General features: G+C 64.4%; 19 protein-coding genes. 17 read left to right on the forward strand and 2 right to left on the reverse strand.

The window, feature by feature from the left end:
- Nucleotides 1-289: 289 nt before the first annotated feature.
- Nucleotides 290-1,285 carry a GntR family transcriptional regulator gene (locus ACJASC_RS17020; protein WP_415147055.1) on the reverse strand — a complete coding sequence of 332 codons (996 nt, stop codon included), beginning with the start codon at nt 1,283-1,285 and terminating at the stop codon, nt 290-292.
- Between the two features lie 257 nt (nt 1,286-1,542).
- Between ACJASC_RS17020 and ACJASC_RS17025 the strand changes: the two genes are divergently transcribed.
- The 12 genes from ACJASC_RS17025 to ACJASC_RS17080 all read left to right on the forward strand — a co-directional run bounded on the left by ACJASC_RS17025 (nt 1,543) and on the right by ACJASC_RS17080 (nt 12,999).
- A complete protein-coding gene (locus ACJASC_RS17025) occupies nt 1,543-2,706 on the forward strand; it encodes an ABC transporter ATP-binding protein (protein ID WP_415147056.1) in 1,164 nt (387 codons plus the stop codon).
- Nucleotides 2,706-3,641, forward strand: a complete 936-nt coding sequence (locus ACJASC_RS17030; protein ID WP_415147057.1) for an ABC transporter permease — start codon at nt 2,706-2,708, stop codon at nt 3,639-3,641. Before ACJASC_RS17025 ends, ACJASC_RS17030 begins: the two co-directional genes overlap by 1 nt.
- Nucleotide 3,642: 1 nt before the next feature.
- Nucleotides 3,643-4,482 (forward strand): ABC transporter permease, encoded by an 840-nt coding sequence (locus ACJASC_RS17035; protein ID WP_341211433.1) that lies wholly within the window; start codon nt 3,643-3,645, stop codon nt 4,480-4,482.
- Nucleotides 4,482-5,213 (forward strand): SDR family NAD(P)-dependent oxidoreductase, encoded by a 732-nt coding sequence (locus ACJASC_RS17040; protein ID WP_415147058.1) that lies wholly within the window; start codon nt 4,482-4,484, stop codon nt 5,211-5,213. The genes ACJASC_RS17035 and ACJASC_RS17040 overlap by 1 nt, the downstream gene beginning before the upstream one ends.
- 14 nt (nt 5,214-5,227) lie before the next feature.
- Nucleotides 5,228-5,995, forward strand: coding sequence for an SDR family NAD(P)-dependent oxidoreductase (locus ACJASC_RS17045; protein WP_415147059.1), 768 nt, complete (start codon nt 5,228-5,230; stop codon nt 5,993-5,995).
- A gap of 29 nt (nt 5,996-6,024) precedes the next feature.
- Nucleotides 6,025-7,257 (forward strand): ABC transporter substrate-binding protein, encoded by a 1,233-nt coding sequence (locus tag ACJASC_RS17050; protein WP_415147060.1) that lies wholly within the window; start codon nt 6,025-6,027, stop codon nt 7,255-7,257.
- Nucleotides 7,258-7,314: 57 nt separating this feature from the next.
- Nucleotides 7,315-8,403: an ABC transporter ATP-binding protein gene (locus ACJASC_RS17055; RefSeq protein WP_415147061.1), complete on the forward strand. Its 1,089-nt coding sequence runs from the start codon at nt 7,315-7,317 to the stop codon at nt 8,401-8,403.
- A gap of 57 nt (nt 8,404-8,460) precedes the next feature.
- Nucleotides 8,461-9,339 carry a polysaccharide deacetylase family protein gene (locus ACJASC_RS17060; protein ID WP_341211428.1) on the forward strand — a complete coding sequence of 293 codons (879 nt, stop codon included), beginning with the start codon at nt 8,461-8,463 and terminating at the stop codon, nt 9,337-9,339.
- A 66-nt stretch (nt 9,340-9,405) separates the two neighbouring features.
- Entirely contained in the window at nt 9,406-9,735 is a 330-nt protein-coding gene (locus ACJASC_RS17065) for a hypothetical protein (RefSeq protein WP_415147062.1), read from the forward strand.
- Nucleotides 9,732-10,769, forward strand: coding sequence for a CobW family GTP-binding protein (locus ACJASC_RS17070; protein WP_415147063.1), 1,038 nt, complete (start codon nt 9,732-9,734; stop codon nt 10,767-10,769). Before ACJASC_RS17065 ends, ACJASC_RS17070 begins: the two co-directional genes overlap by 4 nt.
- 2 nt (nt 10,770-10,771) lie before the next feature.
- Nucleotides 10,772-12,025, forward strand: coding sequence for an ABC transporter substrate-binding protein (locus tag ACJASC_RS17075; protein ID WP_415147064.1), 1,254 nt, complete (start codon nt 10,772-10,774; stop codon nt 12,023-12,025).
- Nucleotides 12,022-12,999 carry an asparaginase gene (locus ACJASC_RS17080; RefSeq protein ID WP_415147065.1) on the forward strand — a complete coding sequence of 326 codons (978 nt, stop codon included), beginning with the start codon at nt 12,022-12,024 and terminating at the stop codon, nt 12,997-12,999. The genes ACJASC_RS17075 and ACJASC_RS17080 overlap by 4 nt, the downstream gene beginning before the upstream one ends.
- Here ACJASC_RS17080 and ACJASC_RS17085 read toward each other — a convergent pair.
- Nucleotides 12,996-13,892: a LysR family transcriptional regulator gene (locus ACJASC_RS17085; RefSeq protein WP_415147066.1), complete on the reverse strand. Its 897-nt coding sequence runs from the start codon at nt 13,890-13,892 to the stop codon at nt 12,996-12,998. The genes ACJASC_RS17080 and ACJASC_RS17085 overlap by 4 nt on opposite strands.
- Nucleotides 13,893-14,003: 111 nt before the next feature.
- Here ACJASC_RS17085 and ACJASC_RS17090 point away from each other — a divergent pair, with 111 nt between their 5' ends.
- From ACJASC_RS17090 to ACJASC_RS17110, 5 genes are read left to right on the forward strand one after another with little or no spacing between them, the layout of a single operon-like run.
- Nucleotides 14,004-14,783, forward strand: coding sequence for a 5-oxoprolinase subunit PxpA (locus ACJASC_RS17090; protein ID WP_415147067.1), 780 nt, complete (start codon nt 14,004-14,006; stop codon nt 14,781-14,783).
- A gap of 22 nt (nt 14,784-14,805) precedes the next feature.
- Nucleotides 14,806-15,039 (forward strand): acetyl-CoA carboxylase, encoded by a 234-nt coding sequence (locus ACJASC_RS17095; protein ID WP_415147068.1) that lies wholly within the window; start codon nt 14,806-14,808, stop codon nt 15,037-15,039.
- A 2-nt stretch (nt 15,040-15,041) separates the two neighbouring features.
- Nucleotides 15,042-16,424, forward strand: a complete 1,383-nt coding sequence (locus ACJASC_RS17100) for an acetyl-CoA carboxylase biotin carboxylase subunit (RefSeq protein ID WP_415147069.1) — start codon at nt 15,042-15,044, stop codon at nt 16,422-16,424.
- The gene (locus ACJASC_RS17105) at nt 16,421-17,296 is read left to right on the forward strand and encodes a 5-oxoprolinase subunit B family protein (protein WP_415147070.1); all 876 of its coding nucleotides are present in this window, start codon (nt 16,421-16,423) and stop codon (nt 17,294-17,296) included. The genes ACJASC_RS17100 and ACJASC_RS17105 overlap by 4 nt, the downstream gene beginning before the upstream one ends.
- Nucleotides 17,286-18,278 carry a 5-oxoprolinase subunit C family protein gene (locus ACJASC_RS17110; protein ID WP_415147071.1) on the forward strand — a complete coding sequence of 331 codons (993 nt, stop codon included), beginning with the start codon at nt 17,286-17,288 and terminating at the stop codon, nt 18,276-18,278. Before ACJASC_RS17105 ends, ACJASC_RS17110 begins: the two co-directional genes overlap by 11 nt.
- Nucleotides 18,279-18,674 lie beyond the last annotated feature (396 nt).

The following is an 18,674-nucleotide window of genomic DNA, read 5'->3' on the forward strand; positions in this document are numbered from 1 at the left end:
GAAGGCTCCACGCCAGGCGCGCTTGCCCGAAACGACCAGTCCAACTACCAATCTCAAACCCGCAAACTCTCGTTATGACCGAGGGACCGGCGGGGAGCAGGTCATCAGCCATAGCTCTATGGTGTGGTAGTCAATGGAAATTCACGATCAATCGTGCAGCCTCGCGAATATTATCGCCAGCTATATTGATTGCTGATCAGACTTTAGCCGCAAGCGCGAGCGATGCGACCAATGTCAAAGTTGATGGCAAGATCTTCAGTCGTACGGAAAATGGGTGGCATGGTCGCTTTTACAAATGGACGACGTAAGGCGGAAGATCAGTTGGTGCCGGGACAACGGCAACTATCTTCAGTTGGGCAATGGTTCGATCTCTGAGTTTCGAGATGTGCTGCTCGAACATCGTGGCGGCGCTGGGGCTCGCGTCGTTGAGGAGTAGTTCCACGATGATCCTCAGCTCGATCACCGATGAACGATCGCTTGGCATGCCGAGCCTGAACAAGGCCGAATGCGAGGCCTGCAAGGTTTTGCGGTTCGACGCTACGTAGTCGGCCAGTTCGGAGTTGGGCGTGGTCAAAACCGCGAGATCGATGAAGCGGCCCATGATCTCGAACCATTCCGCCTGATCGATATCTTCGCCGGCGCGTTCTATCGACTCGATTCGGCGCGCCAACTCACGCAAGGCCTCTCGATCGAGGTGAGGCGCGGCAGTACGCAACGCAGCCACTTCGAGGACCGCGCGCAATTCGAAACGCTCCCTGATGATCTGTGCGGTGAGCGGTTTCAGTATCCAGCGCGAGGTCGCATTCTTGGCGACGATGCGGCGCTCCTGCAGACGACCGAGAACATCCCGGGCGACCGTCCTGCTGACGTCGTAATGCTCGGCAAGGCGGTCTTCGATGATCCTGAACTGCCCGAACACGAGGCAACGGGACAACTCCGCTTCGACCTCGTCATGGATCCGGGTCCAGTTGGGGCCGGTAGCTTCGCCCTCGGCGGGGCCGAGATCGAGACCTAGACGGCGGATGTCGATGCGCCTGGGACCGTGTCCCGGAGTGGGGGCTGCTCCCACCATGTAGCCGCGACCGTCGAAGCGGCTGATCAGTCGCTGTTGTTCGAGCTGACTGAGCGCCCGCTTCACCGGCGCCCGCGACATTTTAAGGACCTCGGCAAGGGCGCTTTCGAGCAGCACCACGCCGGGCGCGAGCGTTCCGTTCTCGATGTTGAGACGAATGACGTCTTCAGCGTTCTCGAACAGCGGCTTTGCGGCCGCGCTACGACGGGTCATGGAGTGGTCCCTTCAGAGCCAGGGCGACGATGTAGCCGCGGTCGGGGGAGGTGACAACGCAGGTTGGTCAAGAATGCCCACCTCCAAGGCGGATGGGGAAGGATTTTGTGCATATTGTGTACGACATTCCTTATGAAGCGTGCTGCGAGCATGCATCATGCAAGTATCATGCAGCATCGAAAACCTCTCAATATACTAATATTAATGTATATTATAGGAGCTTCCCATCTTTCGGGGACCTCCACTCCCTTTCTCACTTGATCCGAATCAAAAACGAAGTTTGTATGCGAAGGACATTTACAGATCCTGCAGTGAAGCGGGACGATCTCAGGGAGGCTGCCTTGCTCGTGCTAAAGCAGGTGTCCAAGTCCTATGGAGCGACTGCTGCTCTGCACGGCTTGGACTTCATCGTGCCGCAGGACCGCTATGTATCGCTGCTTGGAGCCAGTGGCTCAGGCAAGACCACGTTGCTGCGTCTGATTGCCGGTTTCGAGGAGCCGGATGCGGGCCGCATCCTTCTCGACGACGCGCGGCTCGATGGGGTGCCGACGCACCGGCGCGATATCGGTTTCGTGTTCCAGAACTTTGCTCTTTTTCCGCATCTCAGCGTGGCGGAGAACGTGGCCTTCGGGTTGAAATACCGAGCAGACAATCGGGTGACCGATGCCGACGAGATCAGGGCGCGCAGCAATGACATGCTCGACCTCGTAGGTCTGAAGGGCTTGGGCGGACGAGCGGTCGGGGCGATCTCCGGCGGTCAGAAGCAGCGGGTCGCCTTGGCGCGCACCCTGGTCTGCGAGCCGCGCGTGGTGTTGCTCGACGAGCCGCTCGGCGCGCTTGATGCCAACCTGCGCGAACGCATGTGCGACGAGCTGCGCCAGATCCGCGCGCGGCTCGGCGTGTCTTTCCTGCACGTCACGGGGAGCGAGACGGAGGCGCTCAAGATGGGCGACGAGGTCGCGGTGCTGTCCGGTGGCCGGATCAGCCATTCGGCCGCTCCGACCGAAGTCTTCACACAGCCCGCCAATGCCGAGACGGCCCGCCATCTCAACGCCTACAACACCTTCGCAGGGCGGGTTGCGAACGGTGTGCTGGAGACCCCCGAGGGCCCGCTGCGCCTGCCGCGCGACAGCAAGCTGGTCGAAGGGACCACGGCGGAGATGTCGGTTCGCTTCGATCGTATCGCGGTGCTTGCTCCCGAAAGCGCATCCGACGGACGGATGGGTTTGCCCGCACGCTTCATCACCTCGGAATTCAACGGCTCGACCCGGCTGTGCTTCTTCCGCGCCCTCGACGGCGAACTGATCCAGGTGCTCGACCATCTGAGCGCACCGCGTCTGCCCGATCTCGACGAAGGCAGCGCCTATGAGCTGCGCTTCGATCCCGAGGACGCCATCCTTCATCCGCAAAGGGCTGCCTGATGATACAGACTGCCACGCCGGCCACCGTGCCGCCCGCTGCCCCGCCCGCGCCGGACGCGCGCCATTCCCCGGCCCTGAAACGCGCCCAGCGCGACCGGCGCCGCGCGCTCTTGCTGCTCAGCCCCGGTGTGCTGTGGATGCTGCTCTTCATGGTGCTGCCGCTGCTGATGGTGGTCTACGTATCGTTCTGGACCCAGACCACCTTCGCGGTTTCCCCCGATCTCACCACCGCAAGCTGGGAACAGTTTCTCGGAAGTTCGACCTATCTCTCGTCGATCTGGACCACGCTGAGGATCTGGGTCGTGGTGCTCGCGACGACGCTGCTGATCGGCTATCCGGTGGCGCTGTTCATCGGCTTGATGGTCCGCTCCAAGACACTGCAGACGGCACTGCTCGTGCTGTGCGTGATCCCGTTCTGGACCTCGTTTCTCATCCGCGTCATCGCTTGGCGCCCGATGCTTGGCACCGAGGGCGCGATCAACACGATCTTGATGAACCTCGGGCTGATCGACGCGCCGCTCACCTTCCTTCTGTTCTCCGAATTCTCCGTCGTCGTCGGCATGACGCAGATCTACTGCGTCTTCATGGTCGGCCCGATTACCTTCATGCTCGCGCGCATCGACCCCTCCATCCTCGAGGCGGCGCGCGATCTGGGCGCGGGCTTCGGTCGGATCTTCTGGAAGATCATCCTGCCGCTGTCGCTTCCCGGTGTCGTCGTCGGTGCCGTCTTCGTCTCGGTTATGGTGCTAGGAGAGTTCGCCACCGCCGCGTCGCTCTCGGGGCGCAAGGTTAACCTCCTGGGCAACATCATCGTGAGCCAAGTGGGATCGCTGAAATGGGCCTTCGCCGCCGTGGCGGGCGTCGTCCTTACCGTGATCATCTCGTTCATCATCGGCGTGCTGCTGCGCTTCGTCGATCTGCGAAAGGAGGTGTGAGATGGAAGTGCGCTTTCTCAAACCCGTTCTCGCCGTCTATGCCGGCCTGTTCCTGTTGTTTCTTTACGGCCCCCTGATCGTCCTCGCGATCCTGTCCTTCCAGGGACCCAACGGCGGGCCTCAGTTCCCGGTGCAGGAATGGTCGACCTACTGGTACCGGCACCTGTTCGGGCTGGTCGACAATGCCCGTGTCAGCCAGCTCCCGGTCGGAGAAAGCCTCGTGCGCAGTCTGGTGCTGGCGCTGATGACCACGGTGGTGGCGACCGTGCTGGGGGTGATGAGCGCTGAAGCCTTTCGCACCCGCTTCAAGGGTTCCGGTCCGGTCTTCTACCTGATCGTTCTGGGCATGATGGTGCCGGGCGTTCTGGTCGGCCTCGGTGTGGCGCTCCTGTCGAACCAGCTCGGCATCGACCGCGCCTGGTGGGGCACGTCCTTCGTGCTGCACGTGGTCTACACCTTCCCGTTCGCCTTTCTCGTGATGTTGGCGATCTTCAATCGCTTCGATCGTTCGATCGAAGAGGCCTCGATGTCGCTGGGCGTCTCTCCGGCGCAGACGTTCCGGCGGGTGACCTTCCCGGTGATCTTTCCGGGCGTCCTGTCGGCGATGCTGTTCTCCTTCACGCTGAGCTACGACGAATTCGCCCGCACGCTGTTCACCTCAGGCGCACAGCTGACCCTGCCGCTGTCGATCTACGGGACCTTCTCGGTCGAGATCTATCCCAACGTCTTCGCCTTCGGCCTGCTGACGACGCTGTTCTCCTTCACCCTCTTGGCGATCTACGCGCTCTTGATGATGCGCTTTGTCGGCCGCGCCAAGACACGCGCGACGGAGGAGGCGTGATGCGCGGCGCTATCGTCACGGGCGCAGGCTCGGGCATCGGAGCTGCGATCGCTTCGCGCCTCGCGCGCGAGGGGTATGCGGTCGGGGTCAACGATCTGACGATCGACGCGGCGCGCGCCACGGTCGATCGGATCGAGGCCGACGGCGGGAAGGCGCTGGCCCTTGTCGCCGACGTATCGGACGAGGCCGCGGTCGCGCGGATGGCGCAGGAGATGCGCGACGGCCTCGGGTCGCCCGAGCTGGTCGTCAACAACGCGGGCTTCGGCCATCAGGCGCGCTTTGCCGACATTTCAACCGAGGCCTTCGATAAGATCTTTGCGGTGCATGTGCGCGGTACCTTCCTTGTCACGCGCGCCTTTCTGCCCGCCATGATCGAGGCGGGGCGCGGCTATGTCGTGAACATCGCTTCTCAGCTCGGGCAGGTGGGCGGTGTCGAGCTGGCGCATTACGCCGCCGCCAAGGGTGCGGTGATCGCCATGACTAAATCGCTCGCCCGCGAGGTGAGCGCGCAAGGCGTTCGGGTCAATGCCGTGGCACCCGGACCGATCGAGACGCCGCTTGTTGCGGCGCTGTCGGAGGACTGGCGTCGCGCCAAGGCCGCCGAACTGCCGCTGCGCCGCTTTGGACAGCCATATGAGGTGGCGGGCGCTGTGGTGTTTCTCGCCTCGGACGACGGCGCGCTCTTCGTGGGCCAGACGCTAGGGCCGAATTCCGGCGATGTGATGCTGTGAGCGAGGGATTTGACATGACGCATGACGAGGGGCGCACGGTTCTCGTGACGGGCGGGGGCATCGGCATCGGCCGCGCCGCTTGCGAGGCATTCGCGGCACGAGGCTGTCACGTGGTGGTGACGGATGTGCTCGAGGCCGAGGGCCGGGCGGTCGTCCAAGCCATCACGGAGCAGGGCGGCAGCGCCGAATTCGCGGCTCTCGACGTGCGATCGACCATGCAAGCCGATGCGCTGGTGGCCGATGTGGTGGCGCGGCGCGGGGGGATCGACGTGATCGTCGCCAACGCGGGCATCGCCCACAAGGTGCCGCTCGACCGGCTCTCGGACGAGAAATGGGATGAAACCCATGACATCGATCTTAAGGGCATGCTGCGGGTGATCCGCCCGGCCGTGCCCGCGATGAAGGCCCGCGGGCAGGGGGCGATCATCTGCCTGTCGTCGATCATGGGCGTGGCCTACGGTTGGGATGAACATGTCGCCTATTCGGCCGCCAAGGCCGGCGTGGTGGGTCTCGTGCGCGGGCTTGCCACCGAGCTTGCGCGGGACGGCATCCGGGTCAACGGCGTCGCGCCGGGCTATATCCGCACCGCGCAGCTCCTGTCGGCCGAGAACTCGCTTGGCCCCGACGCCGGAGCGATGGCCTCTCCCTACATTCCGATGGGACGTCTGGGCGAGCCCGCCGAAATCGCCGGTGTCATCGCGTTTCTGGCATCTTCCGCGGCCTCCTACCTCACCGGGCAGGTGCTGACGGTCGACGGTGGCCTTCTCGTCGGCCGCTATTGAACACCAACAAGATCAACAGGGAGACTACAATGAAACGCACATCTCATCTGACCCGGCGCGGGCTTTTGCGCAGCGGCGCGGGCCTTGGCGCCGCGGCGGGCCTCGGCCTTGGCGGGCTGCCCTTCGGCGGCGCCGCCTTCGCGCAGGCCTCCCTGGGGGACCAGCAGCTGCGCACCACCGGCCTCTCGACCACCGTGCAGGACCGCATCCTGCAGATGTTCCAGGAGGCTTCGGGCGTGGGATCGGTCTCGGGCACGCCCTCGACCTATCCGGACGCGCAGACCCGCATCTTGTCGGGCTCGTCCGATTACGATTGCTGGGAGATCATCGCCGAGCGCCTTCCGGCGCTGATCGCCACCGACAATGTCGAGACCATCGCCACCGCAGACCTGCCTAACTGGAACGCGATCCGCGACACCTTCACGACACCCTCGGACAAATGGGCGCCGAGCGCGCAGATCGCGGGCCAGATCTGGGCCGATGAGGCGCAGACCCAGCTGCTGATGGTGCCGGCCGTCTACAACTACGATTCCATCGGCTACAACCCGGACGTGGTGAGCGACGAGGAGGCCAACACCTGGACCGCCCTTTTCGACGAGAAGTGGCAGGGGCGCTCGGGTCTCAACATCGACCCGCTCATTGCCATCGGGCAGGCGATCCTCGCGATGAACTCGCTGGGGATGCTCGAGGCCCAGAACCCCGGCAACCCGACCCGAGACGAGATCGACGAAGCCGCCAAGTTCCTCATCGCCAAGAAGAAGGCCGGGCAGTTCCGCGCGCTTTGGGGCGATTTCGGCGAGCTCGTGAGCCTGATGGCGTCGGGCGAGATGGTCGTCTGCGATGCGTGGCAGCCCGCGGTCATGGCGGTGAAGGCGCAAGGCAAGCCCTCCCGTTACGCCTCTCCCAAGGAAGGCACCCGCGGTTGGGCGATCGGGCCGTCGATGCTCAAGGGCACGCCGAACCGCGAGGCGGTCATCGCCTATGCCAACTTCTGGCTCTCCGGCCCGCCCGCGATCACCGTGACGGAGCAGGGCTACTATTCGCCCTCGACCAAGATCAAGGAGGCCATGGAGCCTGCGAAATACGCCTTCTGGTACGAAGGTCAGCCTTGGGTAGGCGCGCCCGAGCGCGGCATCAACGAAGGTGATCTGCGCGACGGCGGCTCGCTTGAGGAGCGGTCCCGGAACGTCGCCTACTGGCATCAGTGGCCCGATGAGTACGACCACCTGATCATGCGCTGGGACGAGTTCCTCAACGCCTGACCCGACATCGCGCGTCCCGGCCGGACCGGGACGCGCCCCATTCCCAGGAGGCGACTGATGCACGACCTAGAACTGATCGGTGTCGGCAAGACATACCCCGACGGTACCGTGGCGGTGCAGGACTTCGACCTGCAGGTCGGCAGCGGCGAGTTCGTGGCCTTCCTCGGCCCATCGGGCTGCGGCAAGTCGACGACGTTGCGCATGATCGCGGGCTTCGAGGAGATCACCCACGGGCGGATCATGATCAAGGGCCGCGACGTCTCTCGCACGCCGCCCGAAAAGCGCCCGACCTCGATGATTTTTCAGAACTACGCGCTGTTTCCGCACATGAACGTGCGCGACAACATCGGCTTCGGCCTCGACGTCAAGGGGTTGGCCAAGCGCGAGAAGGATGCCAAGGTCGACCGGATTCTCGATATGTTCGGCCTGACCGAATTCGCCGACCGCCCCGCCGACCGGCTCTCGGGCGGTCAGCGTCAGCGCATCGCGTTGGCGCGCGGTCTGGTGGTCGAGCCCGAGATCCTGTTGCTCGACGAGCCCTTGGGTGCGCTTGACGCGAACCTGCGGCGGATCATCCAGAACGAGCTGAAACTGCTGCAGCGCGAACTGGGCATCACCTTCGTCTTTGTCACCCACGCACAGTCCGAGGCGCTGGGCCTCTCTGACCGTGTCGTGGTGATGAGCGACGGCGTGGTCGAGCAGATCAGCACCCCGACCGAGCTCTACCGCCGTCCGGCCTCGGCCTTCGTGGCCGACTTCATCGGCGCCAATGCGATATTCGAAGGGCGCGGCCTGCGGCGCGACGGCGCGTCGGCGCTGCTCGACACCGCTCTGGGCGAGATCCGCGCGCCTTGGCGCGACGGGATCGATCCGGCGCAGGGCCTTCTCGCCGTCGTTCCGGCCGAGGCGATGCGCATCGATGCCGCCGACGCGGTGCCGGTGGCAGGTCGCACCCGGCTTTCCGGGGCGCTCAGCGGCCAGCAGGTCGTGGGAGCGACCGGGCACTTCAAGGTGCGCCTGACGGACGGGCGCGAGGTGGTGGTCGAGGGGCGCGACGACGCGCTGGCGGGCCGCGCGCTTGCAACGGGCGATCCGGTCACTCTCAGCTTCGCGCAAGAGTCCGTCACACTGGTGCCACCGCGCTGAGTGGCTCCCAGATCCCGGCTTTGGCCGGACCAAGTTCCAAGTGAAAGAGGAAAGACAATGGCAAAGGAAATTCTCGTCGGCTTCGGCATCGACGTGGACGCGGTGGCGGGCTGGCTCGGCTCCTATGGCGGTGAGGACAGCCCCGACGACATCTCGCGCGGCCTGTTCGCGGGCGAGGTCGGCTCGCCGCGCCTGCTTGAGTTGTTCAAGCGCAAGGGGCTGACCACGACCTGGTTCATTCCGGGCCATTCGGTCGAGACCTTCCCCGAGCAGATGAAGGCGGTGGCCGAGGCTGGCCACGAGATCGGCATCCACGGCTACAGCCATGAAAACCCGATCGCGATGACGCCCGAGCAGGAAGAGGAGGTGCTCGACCGCTCGATCGATCTCATCACCCAGCTGTCGGGCAAGCGACCGACGGGCTATGTCGCGCCGTGGTGGGAGTTCTCGAACGTCACGAACGAGTTGTTGCTCAAGAAGGGCATCAAGTACGACCACTCCCTGATGCACAACGACTTCTCGCCCTATTACGTGCGCGTGGGCGACAAGTGGACCAAGATCGACTACGCGGGCAAGCCGTCGGACTGGATGAAGCCGCTCGAGCGGGGCGAGGAGACCGACCTGATCGAGATCCCGGCGAACTGGTATCTCGACGATCTGCCGCCGATGATGTTCATCAAGAAGGCACCCAACAGCCACGGCTTCGTGAATCCGCGCGATATCGAGCAGATGTGGAAGGACCAGTTCGACTGGGTATATCGTGAGATGGACTACGCCGTGTTCCCGATCACCATCCATCCCGACGTCTCGGGTCGCCCGCAGGTCCTGCTGATGCTCGAGCGGCTGATCGACTACATCCAAGGCCACGACGGCGTGCGCTTCGTCACCATGGACGAGATGGCGGACGACTTTGCAAAGCGCAGCCCGCGCAAGTGAGACCGTGATACCGACCGGGGCGCCGTGCGCGCCCCGGTCGCCCCGGACAGGAAAGGAGGATCGACCATGTGTTCGCTCTGCGGCATTTTGGGATGCGACGACCACTGGAGCAGTGCTGTCGAGCGCCCCGGCGTCTATAGCCGCAACGACAGCCGTCTGTCGCGCCGACGCGAGGCGGCCCGCCGACTTGCCATCGCCAACAAGGTGCTGCACACGCGAAGGATGAAGGTCGAAGATTTCCACAACACGTCTTACGTGCTACGGGGCGCCACCGGCGCCACCACGGTCTTCGACGCGCTGGCGCATCTTTGGCCCGAGGCCGAGGCACTGTCGGGCAAGCCCTTCGACCCGCTCGATCCGGACCTGCTTGCAGCGCTCGAGGAAAGCCATCCGTGAGCGACAGATCCCCGATCCCGGTCAATCTGCTCACCGGCTTTCTGGGCTCGGGCAAGACCACCTTGTTGCAGCGGATGCTGTCGGACCCCTCGATGGCCGGGGCGGCTGTGCTGATCAACGAGTTCGGCGAAGTCGGGCTCGATCACGAGCTGCTCGACCGGATCGACGACACGGTGATGCTAATGAAATCGGGCTGCCTGTGCTGCACGGTGCGCGGCGAGGTCGCCGACAGCCTGTCCGACCTGTTTTCGCGCCGCGCGCGCGGTGAGATCCCCGCCTTTGATCGCGTGGTGATCGAAAGCACGGGGTTGGCGGACCCGTTTCCGGTTCTTTCCACCATCCGCGCCCACCCGGTGCTGCGCAGCCATTTCACGGTCGGGCAGGTGATCACCACCGTCGACGTGGTCAACGCGGGCGCGCAGATCAAGGCGCGCGACGAGGCTGTGCGCCAGATCGGCGCGGCAGACGTGATCGCGCTCACCAAGACCGACTTGTGCGCCCCGGCGGAGACGAGCGCGCTGCGGACCCGGCTGGAGCGGCTCAACCCCGCGGCGCGCGTGCTGATTGCGCGTGATACCGCGCCTGGCGAAATGCTGAGCGAGGATCCGGCGCGCTGGACCCAGACCGCGCCGGAGCCCACCCCGGCTGAGCCGGACAAACTTGCGCATGATGGCAAGCACGGTCACCATCACCACCACCATGATACGGGTCTCGGCGTCGTCTCCTTTTCGCTGGTGATTCAGGAACGGATCGACTGGACCGCCTTTGGCATCTGGCTGACGATACTGTTGAACCGGCACGGCGACCGGATTTTCCGTGTTAAAGGCATTCTCGATGTTGCAGGAGAGGATCGGCCTGTGGCTGTGCATGGTGTGCAGCATCTTGTGCATCCGCCGGTGCATCTCTCGCACTGGCCGACGAACGAGCGCCATTCGCGGTTGGTCTTCATACTCGAAGGGCTTGACCCCGAAGTGATCCAACGCTCGTTCCATGTCTTCAACAGGCTCTCGAACCCGGCGCGGATCGAGGCCTGACCATGCTCAATTCTGCCGCTTCGGCCCCTGCGGTGATCGGCCGTGCTCAGCTGGCACCCCTGCGGGTGCTTTGCACCGAGATCACGCCCTTTCGCCAGCTTCAGGCGCGGGCAGAAGCGGACCTCGGGTTTGCGCTGGAGTTCGAACAGCACGATTTTGTCACGGCCCAGCGGATCGCGGCCACCGAGCCGGGGCGCTACGATGTCTACGACCAGTGCTTTCACAACCTTGATATCGTCTGGCACTGGCGCGCGATCCAACCGATCGACGTAAGCCGGATCGAGGCTTGGAGCGACGTCACCGACCTGACCAGAACCGGAAGCATCTCCGCAGAGGCCAGGGTGGGTTTGGGCGACGCGCCAGTGACGCGGCTGTTCGTACAGGACGATAATTCCCTTTCGCGAGTGCCGTCGGGGCGGATCTCCATGTTGCCGACCGTCCATAACTTCGACTGCTTCGGGGTCAACGAACTCGCGACCGGTCTCGATGTCGATGCGGAAGTCAGCTCTTGGGGCGAGTTGCTGGACCCGCGCTGGCACGGCCGGACCGCGATCGTTGACGAACCCGCGATCGGCATTTTCGACCTCGCGCTCGCGGCGCAGGCGAAGTCGGGGCTGCGTTTCATGAACATGGGCAACATGTCGGTCGCCGAAATCGACATGCTGATCGACCACGCGACCGAGATGGTCCGGAGCGGGCATTTTGCACCGTTCTGGCGCACCATCGATGAAGCGCGTGCATTGTTCGAAGACAAGCGCGCGGTGATCGCCTCCATGTGGTCGCCTGCCGTGATCGCCCTCAAGAGCCGGTCGGTGCGAATTCGGCAGGCCGTGCCGGTCGAAGGCTACCGGGCCTGGCATGGCGGGTTGTGTCTTGCGCGGCACCTCGAAGGCGACCGGCTCGACCGGGCCTATGCTTACCTGAACTGGTTCCTGTCTGGCTGGCCGGGAGCCGTCATGGCGCGGCAAGGCTACTACATGTCGGTGCCTTCCCGCGTCCGCGAATTCCTCGATCCGGACGAGTGGGACTACTGGTACGAGGGTCGACCGGCCGTTCGCACCTTGCCGAACCCTTCGGGACATTCCGCGATCCGCGTAGGCGAGGTCCGCTCGGGCGGCTCCTACTGGACCCGTGCTGCGCATATTGCCGTCTGGAACACCACCATGGACGAGCACAATTATCTTGTCAGGCGATGGGGGGAACTCGTCGATCTCGCCCGCGGCGGGCAGGGGCGGGCCAAAAGGAGCGGAACGTGAGACATGTGACCTTGATTTCGACGGGCGGCACCATCGCCTCGCGCCATTCCGATGAGGCGGGCGCGGTTGTCGCCGGTCTGGGCGGAAGCGCGCTTCTGGCCAATCTGCACGATCCGCTGGACGGGATCGAGGTCCGGGTCGAGGAGTTCCGCGAGATCAACAGCTTTGCGCTTACCTTGTCGGATGCCCACGGTCTCGTCGCCGCGATCCGCGCCGCGTTGCAGGATCCGGGCTGCGCCGGTGTTGTCGTCACCTATGGCACCGACACGATGGAGGAGAGCGCCTATCTCGCCGATATCCTCGTGGCGGGGGACAAGCCGATCGTCTTCACCGGCGCGCAGCGCCACGCGGGCGATCCTGACAGCGACGGGCCGCGCAACATCGCCGATGCCATCCGCGTGGCGGCCGATGGGGCCACTCGCGGCATCGGCGCGGTGATCGTCTTCGAGGGCGAGATCCACGCCGCGCGCGATGTGACCAAGATGCACAGCGCGCGCACCGACACCTTCCGCTCGCCCGGACTGGGCAAGCTGGGCGAGGTCGATCTTGGGGAGGTGCATCTCTACCGCCACCCCGGCCCGCGCCGCGTGGTGGCCGATGCCGGGCTGGTCGAGGAGGTGGAGCTGGTCCGGCTCGCGCTCGGCGCGACGCCGGCCTTTCTCGACTTCTGCGCCGGGCATGGCACGCGCGGCGTGGTGATCGAGGGGTTCGGTCGCGGCAACGCGCCGCGCGGCTTCGGGGCGGCGGTGCGGCGGCTTACCGAAGCGGGCGTGCCCGTGCTCATCGCCTCGCGCTGCGTGGAAGGCCGGACCCGTGCGGTTTACGGCGGCGACAGCGGTGCGACCACGCTCATCGAGGCGGGCGGGCTGCTGACTGGTACGCTGTCGGGGCTAAAGGCCCGGCTGCTGCTTTCGGCGCTTCTGGCCGCGGGCGCGGGGCGCGACGAGATCGCGCAGGCCTTGGCCCACACCTAAAACAGCGAGGCGTCGAAGCTGTAACGGAAATAGTGAGCCAGTAACTCCGCACCCGGTCCCAGTTCGACACCGCGCCGCCAGGCCAGACCGACATCCATTGTCGGCACCGGCATCGACGTCGTGACTGTACGGATGCGCCGGCCTTCGAGCGAAAACGGCCTATGCACCATGTCCGACAGGATCGTCACGCCGCGATCGTTAGCAACCATCGAACGTACGGCTTCGACCGCGGAGGTCTCGAGCCGGATGCGTGGGGCATGACCGGTCCCCGACCAATAGCGCCGTGTCGTCTGCGCCGCCTCGTCCACGGTCAGCATGATGTAGTCGCACTGCGCGATCTCGTCGAACCCGACCTCGGTTCTGGAGGCGAACCGGTGCCCGCTCGCGACCCAAAGCCGCCTTGGCGAGCGCAGCAACGTTTCAGAGGCGAGGTCGGCGGCATCGAGATTCGAGGTCAGCAGCAAGGCGATATCGATCGAACCTTCACGCAGGCTGATTTCGATCTCCGCACGATTGAGCTCCAGAAGGTCGATTTCGAGGTTGGGATGCAGGCGCGCCAATCGTTCGAGATGTCGCGGTAGAAAATACCCCATCACCGTGTAGGTTGCGGCAAGACGCACCTTGGCGGACAGCGACGAGCTGCGTCGCGCCAGCGCCCGCATCTCGTCGAGCCGCGACAATATCTCATAGGCCCCCGACAGAAACTCACGCCCTGCCGCCGTGGGCTCCATGCCCCGCGGGCTGCGCGAAAACAACTCCGTACCCACTTCGCGCTCGAGATCGGTGATCGCGCCGGTAACAGCGCTTTGCGAGATCGACAGCGCTCGCGCAGCGCGACTGACCTGACCGGTTTCGGCCGTGGCCACGAAGTATTTGAGATGACGCAGGTTCATGTATCATGCCATATCTGTTTTTTCGATACTGTGATAACGGAAATCGGAATTTTACAGCAGGCTCCATCCACCGGACACTCGCTCCAAAGGCCAAGGACAGGAGCCGTCCGTATGACAAGATCGGTCGATCTGAACTGCGACATGGGCGAAGGGTTCGGGCAGTGGCGGCTCGGCGAGACGGAGGATGCGGCGCTGATGCCGCTGATCAGCTCGGCCAACATCGCCACGGGGTTTCATGCCGGCGATCCCAATGTGATGGACGAGGTCGTGGCCCTTGCGGTCTCGCACGGGGTCGCGCTTGGCGCGCATCCGGGCTACCGCGATCTTCAAGGCTTCGGTCGTCGCTCGATCCGAGCCCCCGATGCGGAGCTGATCAATGATATCGTCTATCAGGTCGGGGCGTTGCAAGCTTTTGCGACGCGCCATGGCCAAGCCCTGCAACACATCAAGCCGCACGGTGCGCTGTTCATGGATATCGCGGCCTCGGCACGGTTCTCCGAGGCGCTGATCGAAACGCTGTCACGCGTGGCCCCCGGCGCGATCCTGTTCTGCATGGAAGCGTCAGAGACCTACCGCGCCGCCCGTGCAGCCGGACATCCGGTGGTGCGCGAGTTCTTCGCCGACCGCGATTACGACGACAGCGGCGCCATCGTCTTTGCCCGCAAGGTGGAGCGACCCGATCCCGCGGCTATCGCCGAAAAATGCCTGCGTGCCTGCCGCGACGGCGTGGTGAGGACCGTGAGCGGCACGGAGATCGAGATCGGTTTCGACTCGATCTGCTTTCATTCCGACACACCCGGCGCGCTCGATATCGGGCGGGCCATACGAGACCGGCTCGAGACGCATGGCATCCGCATCGCGCCAGCGGCCCAGGTCATCGGCCAGGCCTGAAACATCAAGGAGTTTGAGCGACATGACCGAAATACCCTCCCCTCTACCAGGCACCTTCTACCAGCGCCCGGAGCCGGATGCGGCCCCATATAAATCCAAGGGCGACGATGTCGCGGTGGGCGAGGTTATCGGGCTGATCGAGGTGATGAAGACCTTTATCGAGGTGAAGGCCGAGAGCGCCGGCACGTTTGAGAGCTATCTGGCCGAGAATGCCGCCCCGGTTCAGGCAGGTGCGGCCTTGGCTCGGTTGGCTTGAGCATGGCGATCCGGAGGCTCTTCATCGCCAACCGCGGCGAGATCGCGATGCGCATCATCCGCGCGGCGCGCGTTCTGGGCATCGAGACCGTGCAGGCCTATTCGGAGGCGGATCACGAGATGTCGGCGGTGCGAGAGGCCGATGCCGCCGTCTGCATCGGCCCCGCACCCGCGTCACAGTCCTATCTCGACATTTCGGCGGTCATTGAGGCGGCCCGCTCGGCGGGTGCCGACGCCGTGCATCCGGGTTACGGGTTCCTCGCTGAAAACGCGGCCTTCGCAGAGGCGGTGGTGGCCGCCGGGATGGTGTTCGTCGGTCCCGAGGCACGCACTATCGAGCGGATGGGCGACAAGGTCGCGGCGCGCGAGGCGGCCCGCGCGGCGGGTGTGCCGATCGTGCCGGGTTCGGATGGGCGGCTCGACGATGTCGCAGCGGCGGTCGAGGCGGCAAGAGAGATCGGATATCCGGTCATGCTCAAGGCAGCCGCGGGCGGTGGCGGTCGCGGCATTCGGATCGCTGCGAACGAAGACGAGTTGCGCCGGCTTGCGCCGCAGGCCCGTGCCGAAGCGCAGGCGGCCTTCGGGGATGGCGGGCTTTATCTCGAAAAGGCGATCGAGCGGCCGCGCCATATCGAAGTTCAGATCATGGGAGACGGCACCAGCGCGATCCATTGCTTCGAGCGCGAATGCTCGGTGCAACGCCGCCGTCAGAAAGTCTGGGAAGAGGCGGGCGCGCCGGGGCTGTCGCAGGTCTCGCGCGCGGCGATGTGCGACGCCGCGGTGCGACTTGCTGAGGCTGTGGGCTACCGCGGTGCCGGGACAGTGGAGTTCCTCTACGACGAGGCAGGCGACGCGTTTTACTTCATCGAGATGAATACCCGGATCCAGGTCGAGCATACGGTGACGGAAATGATCACCGGTCTCGATCTCGTGGTGATGATGATCGAGATCGCCGGTGGCGCGCTGCTGCCGCTGACCCAGAAACAGGTCGTCCGCGACGGTCATGCGATCGAGGTCCGGATCTGCGCCGAGGATCCGCTGCTGCAGTTCGCGCCGTTTCCGGGCACGGTGAGCGGCTTGAGCTGGCCGGAGGGCGAGGGGGTGCGCGTGGATCACTTTCTCTACGAGGGATACACGGTACCGCCCTTCTACGACTCGCTCCTCGGCAAGCTCGTCGTTCATGCCGCTGACCGCGCGACGGCGATCGAGCGGATGGCGCAGGCGCTGCGCGGTTGCCGGATCGAGGGGCTGAGGACCACGATCCCCCTGCACCTCGCGCTTGCCGCCGATCCGGCGCTGCGATCGGGCAAGGTGCATACAGGCTGGCTCGAAACTTGGTTGGCCGATGGGGGGCTGAAGGCCGCCGCACAAGGAGAGACGCTGTGAAAACCCGCTATTCCTACGGCGGTGATGAGCACATATTCGTCGAGATGGACGAAGAGATGTCGCTCGCCGCCTTCTTCAAGAGCATGGCAATGCACGATGCCGTTCGTGCGGCCGGGATCGAGGGCATCACCGAAGTCTGCCCGGCCAATGCGTCGTTTCAGCTGCGCTTCGATCCCGACCGGATCTCCGGCGAGGATCTGATGGTGCGTCTGAAGGCGCTGGAGGCGGGAACCGAAAGCGCCGAGAAGCGGCTGTCGACGCGGATCATCGAGATTCCTGTCTATTACCGCGATCCGTGGACGCATGAGACGCTGATGCGGTTTCGCGAGCGGCATCAGGACCCCTCCGGCACCGATCTCGACTACGCCGCCCGGATCAACGGCTTTGACAGCGTCGAGGCCTTCATCGAAGCGCATCATTCGCAGCCGTGGTTCGTTTCCATGGTGGGCTTCGTCTCGGGACTGCCCTTTCTCTATCAGCTCGTCGGGCGCGAGCAGCAGATCGAAGTGCCGAAATACCTGCGTCCGCGCACCGACACGCCGCGCCACACGGTCGGCTATGGCGGCTGTTTTTCATGCATCTATTCGGTGCGGGGCGCGGGGGGGTATCAGATGTTCGGGATCACGCCGATGCCGATCTTCGATCCCGAGCAGAAGGTAAGCTACCTGCGCGACTTTATGGTGTTCTTCAAACCGGGCGACATCGTGAAGTGGAAACCCATTGACCGGGCCGAGTTCGACCGGATCGAGGAAGAGGTGGCCCAAGGGCGTTACCACCCGCGCATCGCCGAGGTCGAGTTCGACCTCGCGGCCTTCGAGGCCGACATGACCGGAACCAACGCAAGGCTGATGGAGGCGCTCGATGGGGCTTGAGATCTTGAAGCCGGGCCTGTCCACGACGATCCAGGATATGGGCCGCCCGGGCTATTTCCACTTGGGGATTCCTCAAGGTGGCGCGATGGACCGCTTCGCGTTGCGCGTGGCCAACATGCTCGTGGGCAACGATGAAGGCCAGGCCGCGCTGGAGGCGGTGTTCATGGGGCCCGAGGTCCGCTTTGACAGCGACGCGGTGATCGCCGTGACGGGGGCGGACATGCCGCTTCGGATCGACGGGGAGCCGCGACCAAGCTGGACAACCATCGCGGTCCGTGCGGGGCAGGTGCTGTCCTTTGACTTTCTGAAGGCCGGGGCCCGCGCTTATATCGCGGTGGCTGGTGGCATCGACACGCCATTGGCGCTGGGGTCGCGTTCGACCTACGCGATCGGAGCGCTGGGGGGCATCGACGGGCGCGCCATCGCCGTGGGAGACCAGCTTCCCACCGGTCAGACGTCCGATGCCGCACGGACTTTGGCCAAGGCCGGCACAACGGTCGCACCACAGGATAGGCGCGCCCCTGGCGATCCAGCGGAGCTACGCGTTTTGCCGGGGCTCTATTGGCATCGGCTGACCGAGGCGGCGCAACAGCAGTTCTTTGAAGATGAATGGCGCGTGGCCCCCGAGGCGGACCGTATGGGCTATCGGTTCAAAGGGGGGCGGGCGATGGAGTTCGTCGAGCGCAAACCGGTCTTCGGAGCAGGGTCGGACCCCTCGAACATCGTCGACGGCTGCTACTCCTACGGGTCGATCCAGGTACCCGGGGGGCAAGAGCCCATCGTGCTGCATCGAGACGCGGTTTCAGGTGGCGGCTACTTCACTCTCGGCGCAGTTATCTCGGCGGATATGGATCTCATCGGACAGCTGCAGCCTAACGCCCCCACCCGTTTCAGGCGCGTAGATATGGCCGAAGCTCTTGCCGCGCGCCATGAGAGACGCGATCGACTTGTGCAGCTGCGCAAGGGGATTGCAGCAGGTTGAAATCAGCAGGTCTGACGGTGATAAATCCAGTGAACCGCTTTCGAGAAACTGGATTGGCAAGTTTTCAAAAGAGGCTATCCGCGCCCTAAATCGCTACATCTCTCGCGAACTCTACGGAGTAGTCTTGCACCGTCATAAGGAGATCAACGCCACCTGCATCACGGCTTGACAGACAGAAGGGCGTCCATGGCAGCCGGTTCATTATCATAGAATGGACGGCATTCCTTCGGGCCCAAGATCCAGAGCATCCATGAGCCGTAGGGGCAACCGCCGGTGACCTGCTCCCCGCCGGTCCCTCGGTCATAACGAGAGTTTGCGGGTTTGAGATTGGTAGTTGGACTGGTCGTTTCGGGCAAGCGCGCCTGGCGTGGAGCCTTCAAATTGCTCAAGCGCCCG

The organism is Limimaricola cinnabarinus, from assembly GCF_047631075.1.
Lineage (GTDB): Bacteria > Pseudomonadota > Alphaproteobacteria > Rhodobacterales > Rhodobacteraceae > Limimaricola > Limimaricola cinnabarinus.